At 67.9% G+C, this 14,395-nt stretch carries 8 protein-coding genes and 1 riboswitch (1 of these 9 only partly in view); of the genes, 3 read left to right on the top strand and 5 right to left on the bottom strand.

The genetic code is table 11. The annotated features are described in order from the left end of the window. Positions 1-29: 29 nt before the first annotated feature. The 5 genes from thiC to T8T21_RS02120 form a co-directional block, all read right to left on the bottom strand. Positions 30-1,841: a phosphomethylpyrimidine synthase ThiC gene (gene thiC / locus T8T21_RS02100; RefSeq protein ID WP_322336608.1), complete on the bottom strand. Its 1,812-nt coding sequence runs from the start codon at positions 1,839-1,841 to the stop codon at positions 30-32. Between the two features lie 76 nt (positions 1,842-1,917). Next, a riboswitch (TPP riboswitch) is annotated at positions 1,918-2,048 on the bottom strand. A 29-nt stretch (positions 2,049-2,077) separates the two neighbouring features. Continuing rightward, positions 2,078-3,889 carry a 4-alpha-glucanotransferase gene (gene malQ / locus T8T21_RS02105; protein ID WP_322336609.1) on the bottom strand — a complete coding sequence of 604 codons (1,812 nt, stop codon included), beginning with the start codon at positions 3,887-3,889 and terminating at the stop codon, positions 2,078-2,080. A gap of 72 nt (positions 3,890-3,961) precedes the next feature. Beyond that, positions 3,962-6,187 carry a 1,4-alpha-glucan branching protein GlgB gene (glgB, locus tag T8T21_RS02110; RefSeq protein ID WP_322336610.1) on the bottom strand — a complete coding sequence of 742 codons (2,226 nt, stop codon included), beginning with the start codon at positions 6,185-6,187 and terminating at the stop codon, positions 3,962-3,964. Then, positions 6,184-9,462: a maltose alpha-D-glucosyltransferase gene (gene treS / locus T8T21_RS02115; RefSeq protein ID WP_322336611.1), complete on the bottom strand. Its 3,279-nt coding sequence runs from the start codon at positions 9,460-9,462 to the stop codon at positions 6,184-6,186. Before treS ends, glgB begins: the two co-directional genes overlap by 4 nt. Continuing rightward, the gene (locus tag T8T21_RS02120) at positions 9,462-11,495 is read right to left on the bottom strand and encodes an alpha-1,4-glucan--maltose-1-phosphate maltosyltransferase (protein WP_322336612.1); all 2,034 of its coding nucleotides are present in this window, start codon (positions 11,493-11,495) and stop codon (positions 9,462-9,464) included. Before T8T21_RS02120 ends, treS begins: the two co-directional genes overlap by 1 nt. Before the next feature lie 194 nt (positions 11,496-11,689). Between T8T21_RS02120 and osmF the strand changes: the two genes are divergently transcribed. The 3 genes in view from osmF to T8T21_RS02135 are tightly spaced (at most 8 nt apart) and all read left to right on the top strand, a layout consistent with a single transcriptional unit that may run on beyond the window. After that, a complete protein-coding gene (osmF, locus tag T8T21_RS02125) occupies positions 11,690-12,601 on the top strand; it encodes a glycine betaine ABC transporter substrate-binding protein OsmF (RefSeq protein ID WP_322336613.1) in 912 nt (303 codons plus the stop codon). Between the two features lie 8 nt (positions 12,602-12,609). Beyond that, on the top strand, positions 12,610-13,758 hold the full coding sequence (locus T8T21_RS02130; RefSeq protein ID WP_322336614.1) for an ABC transporter permease: 1,149 nt from the start codon (positions 12,610-12,612) through the stop codon (positions 13,756-13,758). Beyond that, positions 13,755-14,395 carry the 5' portion of an ABC transporter ATP-binding protein gene (locus T8T21_RS02135; RefSeq protein ID WP_322336615.1) on the top strand. 319 nt of this gene lie beyond the right edge of the window, so the window shows 641 of its 960 coding nt (coding positions 1-641); the start codon lies at positions 13,755-13,757; the stop codon falls past the right edge of the window. Before T8T21_RS02130 ends, T8T21_RS02135 begins: the two co-directional genes overlap by 4 nt.

Consider the following 14,395-nt stretch of genomic DNA (forward strand, 5'->3'; position numbering starts at 1 on the left):
CGGCCCGGGCGCCCGCCCAGAGGGCGACGTCAGCTTTCGGCTTCGGGCAGGTAGAGCTCGCCTCCCTCCCGGAACTTCGCCGCCATCTTCTCCATGCCCTCCTTCTGCGCCTCGGCGCGGATGTCGTGGCTGATCCGCATCGAGCAGAACTTGGGCCCGCACATGGAGCAGAAATGCGCCGTCTTGTGCGCCGCCGCGGGCAGCGTCTCGTCATGCATCGAGCGGGCCGTGTCGGGATCGAGCGCGAGGTTGAACTGGTCTTCCCAGCGGAACTCGAACCGCGCCCGGCTCAGCGCGTCGTCGCGGATCTGCGCGCCCGGATGCCCCTTGGCGAGATCGGCGGCATGGGCCGCGATCTTGTAGGTGATGACGCCGGTCTTGACGTCGTCGCGGTCGGGCAGGCCGAGATGCTCCTTGGGCGTGACGTAGCACAGCATCGCGCAGCCGAACCAACCGATCATCGCCGCGCCGATGCCGGAGGTGATGTGGTCGTAGCCCGGCGCGATGTCGGTGGTGAGGGGTCCGAGCGTGTAGAAGGGCGCCTCGTCGCAGCAGGCCAGCTGCTTGTCCATGTTCTCCTTGATCTTGTGCATGGCGACGTGGCCGGGGCCCTCGATCATCACCTGGCAGTCATGCTTCCAGGCGATCTGGGTGAGTTCGCCCAGCGTCTCCAGCTCAGCGAACTGCGCGGCGTCGTTGGCGTCGGCGATCGAGCCGGGACGCAGCCCGTCGCCCAGGGAGAACGACACGTCGTAGCGGCGGCAGATCTCGCAGATCTCCTCGAAATGCTCGTAGAGGAAGCTTTCCTTGTGATGGTGCAGGCACCACTTCGCCATGATCGAGCCGCCGCGGCTGACGATGCCGGTGGTGCGCCCCACGGTGAGCGGCACGTGGTGCAGGCGCAGACCCGCATGGATGGTGAAGTAGTCGACGCCCTGCTCGGCCTGCTCGATCAGCGTGTCGCGGAACACCTCCCAGGTGAGGTCCTCGGCGATGCCGCCAACCTTCTCCAGCGCCTGGTAGAGCGGCACCGTGCCGATCGGTACCGGAGAGTTGCGGATGATCCAGTCGCGGATGTCGTGGATGTCGCGCCCCGTGGAGAGGTCCATCACCGTGTCGGCGCCCCAGCGGATCGCCCAGACCATCTTCTCGACCTCCTCCTCCATCGAGGAGGTGACCGCCGAGTTGCCGATATTGGCGTTGATCTTCACGAGGAAGTTGCGGCCGATCACCATCGGCTCGAGCTCGGGATGGTTGATGTTCGACGGGATGATGGCGCGGCCCCGGGCGATCTCGTCGCGCACGAATTCGGGCGTGACCTGGTCGGGAATCGCGGCACCGAAGCTTTCGCCGTCGCGCGCCCGCGCCAGCGCGGCGTCGCGGCCCATGTTCTCGCGGATTGCCGCGTATTCCATCTCCGCCGTGACGATGCCCGCGCGCGCATAGGCGAGCTGCGTGACGGCGCGGTCGCCGGTGGCACGGCGCGGCAAGTGGCGGGTCGGGAAGGGGCGCAGCCGGTCCGAGGCGGCGGCGCGGCCGTTATCCTCGGGGCGCGTGGTGCGGCCTTCGTAGCGCTCTGTATCGCCGCGCGCATCGATCCAGCTTTCGCGGTTCCGCGCGAGGCCCGCCGAGGTGTCGATTGCGGTCTCGGGGTCGGTATAGGGGCCCGAGCTGTCATAGACCCGGACATCCGGCTCGCCGGCGCTCGGGTGCAGGGCAATCTCGCGCATCGGCACCCGGATCTGGGCAAACAGGCGGCCCGGGACATGGATCTTGGTGGAGGCGGGCAGCGGGCCCGTGGTGACCTTGGGCAATTCGGGCGGGGTGGTGTTGATCGTCATGCGGCGTCCTCTCGCGTCGGTGACGATCCAGCATGACAGCGGGGGGGAGTTGCGGATTCGGGCAGGCATGTAGAACGCCCGAGGCCGCGCACCGTCCCTACGCCAGTATGAACTGGATCAGGTTCGAAGGGTCCGCGCGCGCGTGGGTCCAAAGGACCTCGCCCAGCGCCATCTCAGCCCCTTGCCGGGGCCCCCCTGGTGAAGTGCCGCCACCCTGCCGCCGGGTCAGTCGCCTGTCAAGCGCGTCGCGGGCGGGTTCTGCGCATCATCGCGGTCACCGCGCCGAAGTCGGGATGCGCCTCGATCTCGGACAGGTCGAGCCGGGCGCGCGGACGCCAGTTCGGATACTCGTCCATCGTGCCGGGCATGTTGGTCGGGGCCTGCGGTCCGACCATGTCCGCCAGCCGCACGCCGACCAGCGCCGCCGGCGTCTTTGAGAGGTAGCGATAGGCCGCGACCAGCACCGCGCGGGGCATGTCCTTCTGACGTGGCAGCCGGCCGCGCAGTGCCCCGGTGGCGCGCAGCGCGTCGAGCAGGGCCCGGCGCTCGCGGGTGCGCTCGCGGGCATGGGCGTCGCTGTCCTCCTCCCCCACGAGGCCGAGTTCGCGCCGCAGCGCGATGTCCTCGCCCGCCCACCAGCGCTCCAGCACCGGCAGGTCATGGGTCGACAGGCAGGCCAGCGCCCGGGCGCGGTATTCCTCGGGGCGCTTGAAGCGGTGACCGTCCTTTTCGAAGTAGAGGATTGAGTAGGACAGGATATTGGCCGCCTGCATCGCCTCGCGGAAGCCGTCGGGCACGAAGCCCAGATCCTCGCCGATCACCACCGCGCCCTTGTCGCGGCTTTCGGCCGCCAGGACGCGCAGCAATTCGTCGAAGGGATAGCGAAGATGCGCACCGGCGCTCGCCGGTTCGCCCTCGGGGATCAGGAAGAGCTGCCACAGCGCCATGGCATGATCGATCCTGAGCGCCCCGGCATGGGCGAGCTGCGCCGCGATCATGTCGCGGAAGGGCGCGAAGTCGCGGGCCTTGAGCGCGCCGGGGTTGAAGGCCGAGAGGCCCCAATACTGGCCGTCGGCCGCGAACATGTCGGGCGGGGCGCCGACCGCGAGATCGGTCATCTGGGCCGCGCCGTCGCCCCAGCGGGCCGAGCCGTCGGGCGCTTCGCCCACCGCGAGATCGAGATAGAGCCCGATCCGCATCCCCGCATCGATGGCGGCGCGCTGGGCGGCGTTGAGCTGGCGCGCCGCCTGCCATTGCAGCCAGAGGTGAAACCGGACCGCATCGGCCTCGTCGCGGGCAAAGGCGGCGACCGCGTCGCTTTCGGCGTCGCGCAGCGGCGCGGGCCAGTTCGCGAAACCCGCGCCATGCCCCTCGGCCGTCATCTTGAGCGACAGCGCCTCTAACAGCGCATGGCGGCGCAGCGCTTCGCCGCCGCGCGCGACGAAATCGTCGAACTCGGTCTCGTCGCCGTCGAAGGGGCGACGGTCATAGGCGTGTCGTAGCGCCGCGAGCTTGGCCGGCAGGACGGCGTCGTAATCCACCAGATCGCCGTCGCGCAGCGGGGCTGCGTCGATATCGGCCGGGTCGTGGCCGGGCAGATCGTCGAGCGCGACATAGGCCGGGTTGAGAAAGCTGCGGGTCGAGGGGAAGAACGGGCTGCGTCGCCCCGGATCGCCCCAGAACAGCGCGTGGAGCGGGTTCACCCCGAGAAAATCCGCTCCCGCGCGCGCCGCGATCCGCGCCATCTCGGCGAGGTCGCGGAAATCACCGATGCCGTGATTGCGCTCCGAGCGCAGCTCGTAGAGCTGGCAGAAGATCCCCCAGGACGGCGCGTCTTCGAGCCAGTTCGGAAAGTGGCAGACGCCGTCCTCGGGCACCCGCATCTCGGTCGGTGCCGGATCGCCCGAAATCGGCGCATCGGGATCGACGCCGATCTTGTTCAGGATCAGCCGCAGCGTGGCCTCCGGTACCGGCCGGGTGCCGCCATGCGGGTCGTCGTATTCTGTGGTGATCCCATGATGACGGGCGAGGGCGGCGAGGTCTGACATCAGGGCTCCGTGATGGGGCCCGGGCATGGCCCGGGCCGTGAGAGTTGAGGGCGGGCCCGAGGGCCCGCGCCGTCAGCGGTCGGGGACCAGGACGACGGTCGCCAGCGGCGGCAGCGTCAGCGACAGCGAGACCGAACGGCCGTGACATTCCTCGGGACGCGCGGTGATGCGACCGGAATTGATCACCCCAGAGCCGCCATATATCTCGGCGTCGGTGTTGAGCAGCTCCATCCACTCGCCGCCCTCGGGCACGCCGATGCGGTAATCCTCGCGCACGACGGGGGTCATGTTGGAGATCACCAGCGCCGGGCGCGATCCGCTGCGGCCCTTGCGCAGGAAGGCGAAGATCGACTTCTGGTCGTCGGCGCCGTCGACCCACTCGAAGCCTGCCGGGTCGCAGTCGAGCACGTGCAGGGCCCGCTCGTCGCGGTAGATCCGGTTGAGATCGCGCACGAGGTTCTGCGCGCCCTTGTGCTTCTCGTCCTCGAGCAGGTGCCAGTCGAGCGACTGGTCGTGGTTCCACTCGCGCTCCTGCCCGAACTCGCAGCCCATGAAGAGCAGCTTCTTGCCGGGGTGGGTCCACATGAAGCCCAGATAGGCCCGCAGGTTCGCGAATTTCTGCCAGCGGTCGCCCGGCATTTTGTTCAGCAGCGAGCCCTTGCCATGCACCACTTCGTCATGGCTGATCGGCAGCACGAAATTCTCCGACCAAGCGTAGTGGATCGAGAAGGTCATCTGGTGGTGATGATACTTCCGATTGATCGGGTCCTCCTGGATGTAGGACAGCGAGTCGTGCATCCAGCCCATGTTCCACTTGAAGTCGAAGCCCAGGCCGCCTTGGTCGACCGGACGGCTCACGCCCGGAAAGGCGGTGCTCTCCTCGGCGATGGTGGCGGCGCCCGGCGTACGCAGCTGCACCTGATGGTTGGTGTTCTTGAGGAACTCGATCGCGTCGAGGTTCTCGCGGCCGCCATACTGGTTGGGGATCCACTCGCCTTCGTTGCGGGAGTAGTCGAGGTAGAGCATCGAGGCGACCGCATCCACGCGCAGCGCGTCGATGTGGTACTTGTCGAGCCAGAAGGTGCCCGAGCAGCGCAGGAAGTTCGCGACCTCGTTGCGCCCGAAATTATAGATCAGCGTGTTCCAGTCCTGATGGAAGCCCTGCCGCGGATCGGCGTGCTCATAGAGCGCGGTGCCGTCGAAATTGGCGAGGCCATGCGCGTCGGTCGGGAAATGCGCCGGCACCCAATCGACGATGACGCCGATCCCGGCCTGGTGGAGCCGGTCGACCATCGCGGCGAACTGCTCCGGCGTGCCGTAGCGCGAGGTCGGCGCAAAAAGCCCGACCGGCTGGTAACCCCACGACCCGGTAAAGGGGTGCTCTGAGACCGGCATGAACTCCACATGGGTGAAGTTCATGTCCCGCAGGTAGTCGACCAGCATCGCGCCGATCGTGTCGTAGTCGAGCACCTCGCCATCGGCACCACGGCGCCAGCTGCCTAGATGCACCTCGTAGATCGACACCGGTTTTTCGTGCAGCGTGGCCTCGTTGCGGCGCGCCATCCACTCAGCATCCTGCCATTCGTGGCGATGCATGCCGTGCACGATCGATCCAGTGGACGGCGGCTGCTCCTGGCGGAACGACATCGGATCGGCCTTGAGCGGCTGCAGGTCGCCATGCGCGCCGACGATCTCGAACTTGTAGAGATCGCCGATGGCGAGGCCGGGCACGAACAGCTCCCACAGCCCGGCGCCGAAGCGGCGGCGCAGCGGGTGACGGCGGCCGTCCCAGGCGTTGAAGTGGCCGACGACGCTGACCCGGCGGGCATTGGGCGCCCAGACCGCAAAGCAGACGCCATCGACGCCCTCATGGCTGATCGGATGGGCGCCGAGCCGCTTCCAGATCTCTTCGTGGCGGCCCTCGGCGACGAGATACTCGTCCATTTCACCCAACACCGGGGTGAAGCGGTAGGGGTCGTCGCGCTCCCATTCATGGGTGCCGGCCTTCATCCGCAGCCGGTAGGGCGTGCCGAATTCGAAGCCCTCGGGCAGCTTGCCCCAGAAGACGCCCTCGGGATTGACCCGCTCGAGCGGGGCGAGATCGTCGCCCTCGGGCGTCACGGCGGTCACCTTTGCCGCATCGGGGGCGAAGACGGTCAGGGTCATCGTGCCATCCGCGTCCCGGTGCGGCCCGAGAAGCTCGAACGGGTCGCCCATCCGGCCGCGGATGATGGCCTCGATGCGCGCGGCGTCCGGGGCGGCCTTGTTGGGCTGGGCCTCAGTGTCGCTCATGGTCATGAATTGTCCTTTTCGTCGATCAGGTCGAGCAGACCGCTCAGCGGAATGTCCACCCATGCCGGGCGACTGGCAAGCTCGTAACCCACTTCGTAGACAGCCTTCTGGATCAGGAAGAGATCGAGCAACGCATCCGCGAAGCTCTCCTCGGTCGGATGCGCCGGGCTGTCGGCGATCACCTCGCGATAGGCGGCCATGAAATCGACGACCGCGCGGTCGTGCCAATCATGCACCAGAACCGCCGCATCCTCGCCGTCATTGGCCGATTGCTCGGCCCAGCGCAGTGCCGATTGCGCGGCGTAGTCGAGCGAGCGCAGCATTCCCGCGACGTCGCGCAGCGCGTGGCTCTTGGCACGGCGCTCGTCGAGGCTGCGGCGCGGCTCGCCCTCGAAATCGATGACCATCACGTCGTTCTGGGCCATCAGCACCTGGCCGAGATGATAGTCGCCATGGATGCGGGTGCGCATCCCCGAGGGCGCCATCTGCGACACCGCGTCGATCCGCGCGATCAGCTTGTCGCGGTTGCTCTGGATCTCCCGCGACAGGGCGGAGGCCCGCTCGGAGAGGTCCTTCATTCCCTGCAGTCGGTCGAGCATCGCCACCGTCTCGGCCCGCACCTCGTCGCACAAAGCGGCAAGCTCGGCCGAGGTCAGCGGCTCGGCCGCAAAGGCCGGGTCTTCGGTCGGATGCGCCAGAGCGCGGTGCATCTCGGCGGTGCGGCGGCCCAGGATCCCGGCGACCTCGAGTACCGGCATGTAAGAGGGCATCTCCTCCTCGTTGCCGGTGGCCGCATCCTGCAGGTAGCGGTCGAGCGCGCCGGTCAGCGCTCCCCAGGCGTCGCCCTGGTTGGCGACATAGGCGAAGGCCACGCCCAGCGCCGTGGTCTCCCCCCCGTCGGGGCGCAGCGCGATCTCGCCCAAGAACGCGGGGGTGTTCTCGAAGCCCGCCACGTCGGTGAGGAAGCGCGACACCTCGATGTCGGGCTGGGTGCCGGCGCGAAGCCGGCGGTAGATCTTGAGGATGACCTTGTCCGAGAAGGCGACCGTGGCGTTGGATTGCTCGACATTGAGCAGCCGCGGCTCGCCCGGATCCTCGATCTCGGCCATGGCGGCGCTGGGCGCGAAGACCAGCCGGCCGCGCGGCGTGTCGGTCTCGTAGCCTTGGCGCAGCGCTTCGAGCAGCTCGCCCATCAGCGTCTCGTCGACCGTGCCGTCGATCAGCCCGCCGACCCGCGGCCCCTTGCGCAGCTTGGCCATGGTGTAGCCCAGTGTCGCGGAGCCGAAGCCCACGCTGTCCTCGCCCCAGACCGCGGCCAGCGGCAGCAGGTAATGCTGCGTCTCGCCACCGACCTCGACCTCAATCAGCCCGAGCGCGCCATTGCCGCCGATCTCGGCGATCGGCTCGATGCCGACCCGGCTGATGCGCGCGTCCTTGGCCGCGAACCAGCGTTGCAGCGGCAGGAACTTGGGCAGCACGTCGTTGCCCAGGAGCCGCCCGTCGCGGCCCGAGATCGCCGAGGAGACCCGGCCGTCACGGGTGGTCAGCGTCACGAATTCCGGAAGGATCTGCTGCGCCGGGGTGTGCCAGGCCGGTGCCTGGTCCTCATCGGCCAGCAGGAACCAGTAGAAGCCGTAGGAGGGCAGGGTGATCAGGTAGGGCAGCGCGCCGACCGGCGGGAAGGCCGAATGCCCGGTGAGCTCGATCGGCACCCGGCCCTGATAGCCGGACAGGTCGATCTCAACCGCCTGCGCGGTACGGCCCAGATTGGCGACGCAGAGCACCGCCTCGCCCTCATGCTCGCGGATATAGGCGAGCACCCGGCGGTTCGACGGGTAGAGCAGCTTCATTTCGCCGCGACCGAACACCGTATGGTTCGAGCGCACCTGCACCATCCGCCGCATCCAGTTCAGCAGCGAGGATGGGTCCTTGGCCTGCGCCTCGACGTTGAGGGCCTGGTAGCCGTAGATCGAGTCCTGGATGGTCGGCAGGTAGAGCCGCTGCGGGTCGGCGCGGCTGAAGCCGGCGTTGCGGTCTGGCGACCACTGCATCGGCGTGCGGACCCCGTCGCGGTCGCCGAGATAGATGTTGTCGCCCATGCCGATCTCGTCGCCGTAATAGAGGATCGGCGTGCCGGGCATCGACATCAGCAGCGAGTTCAGAAGCTCAATCTTGCGGCGGTCGTTCTGCATCAGCGGCGCGAGGCGGCGGCGGATGCCCATGTTGATCCGCGCGCGCTTGTCACTCGCATAGGTGTCCCAGAGGTAATCGCGCTCCTTGTCGGTCACCATTTCGAGCGTCAGCTCGTCATGGTTTCGCAGGAAGATCGCCCATTGGCAGTCCTCCGGGATCTCGGGCGTCTGGCGGATGATGTCGGTGATCGGGTGCCGGTCCTCCTGCGCCACCGCCATGTACATGCGCGGCATCAGCGGGAAGTGGAAACCCATGTGGCACTCGTCGCCGTCGCCGAAATAGGGGCGGGTGTCCTCCGGCCACTGGTTGGCCTCGGCGAGGAGCATCTTGTCGGGGTAATGCGCGTCGAGATCGGCCCGGATCGCCTTCAGCACGTCATGCGTCTCGGGCAGGTTCTCGTTGTTGGTGCCGTCGCGCTCGACGAGATAGGGGATCGCGTCGAGCCGCAGCCCGTCGACACCCATGTCGAGCCAGAAATGCATGACCCGCAGCACTTCCTTGAGAACCTCGGGGTTGTCGAAGTTCAGGTCGGGCTGGTGGTCGAAAAAGCGGTGCCAGTAGAACTGCCCGGCCACCGGGTCCCAAGTCCAGTTGCTGTCATGGGTGTCGTTGAAGATCACCCGCGTCTTGTCCATCCACTTGGTCGGATCGTCCGACCAGACGTAGAAGTCGCGCTCGGGGCTGCCCTTGGGGGCATGGCGGGCGCGCTGGAACCACTCGTGCTGGTCCGAGGTGTGGTTGATCACCAGCTCGGTGATCACCCGCAGGCCACGGCGGTGCGCCTCGTCGACGAAGGCGCGGAACTCGTCCATGTTGCCGTATTGCGGGTTGATCTCGGTGTATTCCTGGATGTCGTAGCCGTCGTCGCGCAGCGGCGATGGGTAGAAGGGCAGCAGCCACACGGCCGTCGCGCCCAGCTCCTCGACATGGTCGAGCCGGCTCATCAGGCCGGCGAAGTCGCCCATGCCGTCGCCGTTGCTGTCCTGATAGGCCTTGACGTGGAGCTGATAGATCACCGCGTCCTTGTACCAGTCGCGCTGGGCGGTTTCGGTCGCGGCCTCGGTATCGGGGGTCACCTGGTCTTCCATCAGTCTCTCGCTCCTCCCGGCGGGATCAGCCGCCAGATCGCATAGGGCCGGCTCTCGGGATCGAGCGTCAGGCGGTGCTGCTTGCCGTGCCAGGTGAAATGGTTGCCGTGGACCGCGTCCTGCACTTCGATCGAGGCCTCGTCGGGCAGATCGAAGCGCCACAGCGGCAGGTCGAAGCCGAACTCGCGCCCGTCATGCGGATCGAGCAGCACGTGGAACAGCAGGTAGCTGTCGGCCTCCCGGTCGAAGCGGCCGTAATAGAGCACCACGTCGTCATGCGCGTCGAAGAACTCAAGATTGGTGAAGTCGCGCATCGCGGCGTGCTGGCGGCGAATGCGGTTCATCAGCCGGATGTCGTCCTTGATGTGGCCCGGGCGATCGAAGTCCCAGTCCTTGATCTCGTATTTCTCGCTGTCGAGATACTCTTCCTTGCCCGGAAGCGGCGTGCCCTCGCAGATCTCGAAGCCGTTGTAGACGCCGTAATTCCCAGCCAGCGTCGCGGCGAGCGCGAGCCGGATGCGGTGGCTGGGCCGCCCGGAATCCTGCAGGAAGTGCGGGTTGATGTCGGGCGTGTTGACGAAGAAGTTCGGCCGCATGAAGTGGCGGCACTCCTCCTGCGTCAGCTCGGTTAGGTACTCGGTCAGCTCGGGCTTGGTCGTGCGCCAGGTGAAGTAGCTGTAGGACTGGTTGTAGCCCAGCTTGGCGAGCCGCTTCATCATCTTCGGTCGGGTGAAGGCCTCCGACAGGAACACCGCACCGGGATATTTCGCGCGCACCTCGTCGATGATCCACTCCCAGAAGGGGAACGGCTTGGTGTGCGGGTTGTCGACCCGGAAGTTCAGCACGCCGTGATCCGCCCAGTAGAGGAACATGTCGCGCACCGCTTCCCAGAAAGGAGCATTGGGGCTGCCATCCTCGCGGTAGTAGCGGAAGTTGACGATGTCCTCGTATTTCTTGGGCGGGTTCTCGGCATAGGCGATGGAGCCGTCGGGCCGCCATTCGAACCAGTCCGGGTGTTCCTTGATCCACGGGTGATCGGGCGAGGCGTTGAGCGCGATGTCGAGCGCGATCTCGAGCCCGTGGTTGCGGGCCTCGGCGACCAGCGCATCGAAATCATCGATGGTACCCAGCTCTGGGTGGATCGCGGTGTGCCCGCCTTCGTCGGAGCCGATGGCATAGGGCGAACCGACATCGCCCGGCTCCGCCGTGAGCGAGTTGTTGCGGCCCTTGCGGTTGGTGCGCCCGATCGGGTGGATCGGGGTGAAGTAAAGCACGTCGAAGCCCAGATCCTGCACGTAGGGCAGGCGATCGATCACGTCGCGGAACGTGCCGTGGCGCAGCCCCGGCGCGGCGGAGCGCGGAAACATCTCGTACCAAGCCGAGAAGGCGGCGAGTTCGCGATCGGCCCAGACCGCGAGGTCGCGATCGTATCGGGTGAGCCCGTATCGCCGCCCGGCGCGGGTCATCAGCGCCAGCGTCTCGTCGTTCATCAGGACCGAGATCCGCTCATCGGTGGTGCCGTGATTAGTGGCGTGCACCAGGCTTTCGAGCGCGGCGCGCCCCTCGCCCTCGGGGGCATGATCGCGCGAATTGGCGACCAGCCGATGGCCGATCTCGGCCTCGACATCGACGTTCAACCCGGCGGCGATCTTCTTGGTGGTGTCCTTGCGCCAGCCGAGGAAATCGTCGCGCCAGCCGATCAGCGTGTAGCGGTAGAGCGCGTTCTCCGGAGGGGTGAAGCCCCCCTCCCAACGGTCGTTGACGAGAAAGCGCATCGGCTCTTCATGGACCTCGTCCGATCCCTGTCGCCACCACAGCAGCGCGGCGCGGATTGTGTCGTGCCCCTCGCCGAAGATGTCGGCCTGGATGGTGAAGCGGCGGCCGGCGACGCATTTCGCGGCAAAGCGCCCGCCATCGATTTCGGGATCGATGCCCTCGATGCAGATCCGCGACTTCGCCAGGTGCTGCAGCCCCCTTGCGCTGTCGATCACGTCGCGGCCCGTCTCGCCCGGGCGCGGCTTCTCGTCATACATGAACCAAGGTCCCTCTTCTTGGCTGTGGGTCTGGCTCAACCGGCCCGGGCGCTGCCGGTTCCCGCGGCGTCACAGGTTCCGTCACTTGCGGTCACCTTTTCGCTTGAAGCCTCGCAGCCATCGCCTACCCTTGGGGCGCGTCGCTGCCGCGAGGGGCGGAAGTGGCCGTTATCATTCGCACAAAGGGCCACGTCATGCGCAACACCCCGCTTTTCGCAGCTACCCTCGCCGCCGCCATCACCGGCGCCTCGACCGTCTCGGCCGAGATCGTGGTCGGTTCGAAGATCGACACCGAGGGCGGGCTGCTCGGCCAGATGATCAAGCTGGTGCTCGAGGATGCCGGCATCGAGGTCGAGGACCGGATCGGCCTGGGCGCCACGCCGATCGTGCGGCAGGCGATCACCGGGGGCGAGATCGACATCTATCCCGAATACACAGGCAACGGCGCCTTCTTCTTCGATCAGGCCGAGAGTGAGGTCTGGCGCGATGCCGATGCCGGTTATGAGGAGGTGTCGAAGCTCGATGCAGAGGCCAATGACATCGTCTGGCTGACCCCGGCGCCGGCCAACAACACCTGGGCGATCGCGCTGCGCCAGGATCTCGCCGAGGAGAACGGCCTCGAGACCATGTCCGACATGGGCGAATTCATCTCCTCGGGCGGCGATCTCACGCTCGCGGCCAGCGCCGAGTTCGTCAATTCCGACGCCGCGTTGCCCGCTTTCCAGGAGACCTATGGCTTCGAGCTGTCGGGCGATCAGCTGGTGATCCTGTCGGGCGGAGACACCGCCGCCACGATCCGCGCCGCGGCCGAGCAGATCGACGGCGCCAATGCCGCGATGGTCTATGGCACCGACGGCGCCATCGCCGAGGTGGGGCTGCGGGTGATGGAGGACGACAAGTCGGTGCAGCCGGTCTATCGCCCGGCGCCGATCATCCGCCGCGAGGCACTCGAGGAATATCCGCAGGTCGAGGAACTGCTCGCACCGGTCTTCGAGGGGCTCGATCTCGAGACGCTGCAATCGCTCAACGCCCGTATCCAGCTCGGCGGCGAAAACGCCGCCGACGTGGCGCGCGATCACCTGACCGAGGCGGGGCTGCTGGACTGAGCCGGGCCGTGTCCGCGCCCGCCCGGCGCGCCGCGCTGGTCTATGCCGGGCCGGCGCTGGGCGGGCTGGCACTGCTGCCGCTTCTCGATTTCCGCGCCAATCGCATCGTCGGCGGCGACGGGGTGATGGCCTGGGCCGCGACCGGTGGCTCGGCCTATGCAACCGCGCTGCTGGCGGCGCTGGCCTTGGGGACGATCCTGAGCGGGTCGCAGGTTCTGCGACTGGCACTGGCCCTCGCCGCGCTGGCGCTGCTCGGCTGGATGGCCGGGCAGGGGGCGGAAGCGCTGATGGCCGAGGCGTCGGAGTTCGCCCGGGTTTCGCTCGGGGGCGGGTTCTGGATCGCGGCGGCGTTCCTCGCGCTGGCCGCGGCCGATGCGGCGGCGCGGATTGGCCTGCGGGCGATGGTACGGATCGCGCTGCTTGCCGGGCCGGTCGCGGCGCTGGCGCTGGCTCTGCAGACAGGCTTCTTCGACGATCTGTCGATCCTGCGCGAATACGACGCCAACCGCGACGTGTTCGACGCGGCGCTGGCCGGACATCTGCGTCTGGTGCTGGGCGCGCTGGTCCCCGCGCTGTTGATCGGCTTGCCGCTGGGCTGGCTCTGCTTTGCCCGCCCGCGTGCCCGCGCCGTGATCCTGCCGGTGCTCAACATCCTGCAAACGACGCCGAGCATCGCGATGTTCGGCCTGTTGATGGTGCCGCTGGGTGCGCTGGCCCGCAGCTATCCCGGGCTGCGCGACTGGGGAGTGGGCGGCATCGGCGCGGCGCCCGCCATCGTGGCGCTGGCGCTCTACGCGCTGCTGCCGATCGCCGCCAACACCTATGCGGGGCTCTCGGGCGTGCCGGCCGCGATGCGGGAGGCCGGGCGCGGCATGGGGCTGTCGCCCGCGCGCCTGCTGGCGCAGGTCGAACTGCCGCTGGCGCTGCCGGTCATCCTGACCGGCATCCGCATCACCGTCGTGCAAACCATCGGCCTTGCCGCCGTCGCGGCGCTGATCGGCGGCGGCGGCTTCGGCACGCTGGTGTTTCGCGGCATGGGGCAGGCGGCGATGGATCTGGTGCTGCTGGGCACGCTGCCGATCGTGGCGCTGGCGATCGCGGCGAGCCTCGCCTTCGACGCCATGATCGAGGCGACGGCAAGAGGGGAAGCGGCATGAAGGGCGCGATGATCCGGGTCGAGGGGCTGACCCGCCGCTTCGGCGACGCGGTGGCGGTGGACGCCATCGGATTCGAGGTGGCGCGCGGCGAGGTGCTGGCTCTGGTGGGGACCTCGGGCTGCGGCAAGTCGACGACGCTGCGGATGATCAATCGCCTGATCGAGCCCGATAAGGGCCGGGTCGAGATCGCCGGTCGCGACGCGCGCGAGATGGCGCCCGACGCGCTGCGCCGGGGCATCGGCTACGTGATCCAGGGCGTCGGGCTGTTCCCGCACTGGACCGTGGCGCGCAATATCTCGACCGTGCCGCGGCTGCTGGGCTGGGATCGGTCGCGCATCGCCGCCCGGGTCGATGAGCTTCTGGAGCTGTTTGGCTTCGACCCGGCCGAGGCCGGGCCGAAATACCCCGCCGCGCTGTCGGGCGGCCAGCAGCAGCGCATCGGCGTCGCCCGCGCCATGGCGGCCGAGCCCGAGATCCTGCTGATGGACGAGCCGTTCGGCGCGCTCGACCCGGTCACCCGCGCCCGGCTGCAGGACGAGTTCACCGCCATACGCCGGCGCAGCGGCCTGACCGCGATCATCGTCACCCATGACATGGACGAGGCGTTCCGCCTCGCCGATCGGATCGCGGTGATGGA

The organism is Limimaricola variabilis (assembly GCF_034371605.1).
Classification (GTDB): Bacteria; Pseudomonadota; Alphaproteobacteria; order Rhodobacterales; family Rhodobacteraceae; genus Limimaricola; species Limimaricola variabilis.

Coding starts and splice junctions, on each gene's coding strand:
- thiC (WP_322336608.1), bottom strand. CDS start 1,841: ATGACGATCAACACCACCCCGCCCGAATTGCCCAAGGTCACCACGGGC.
- malQ (WP_322336609.1), bottom strand. CDS start 3,889: ATGTCAGACCTCGCCGCCCTCGCCCGTCATCATGGGATCACCACAGAA.
- glgB (WP_322336610.1), bottom strand. CDS start 6,187: ATGACCATGAGCGACACTGAGGCCCAGCCCAACAAGGCCGCCCCGGAC.
- treS (WP_322336611.1), bottom strand. CDS start 9,462: ATGGAAGACCAGGTGACCCCCGATACCGAGGCCGCGACCGAAACCGCC.
- T8T21_RS02120 (WP_322336612.1), bottom strand. CDS start 11,495: ATGTATGACGAGAAGCCGCGCCCGGGCGAGACGGGCCGCGACGTGATC.
- osmF (WP_322336613.1), top strand. CDS start 11,690: ATGCGCAACACCCCGCTTTTCGCAGCTACCCTCGCCGCCGCCATCACC.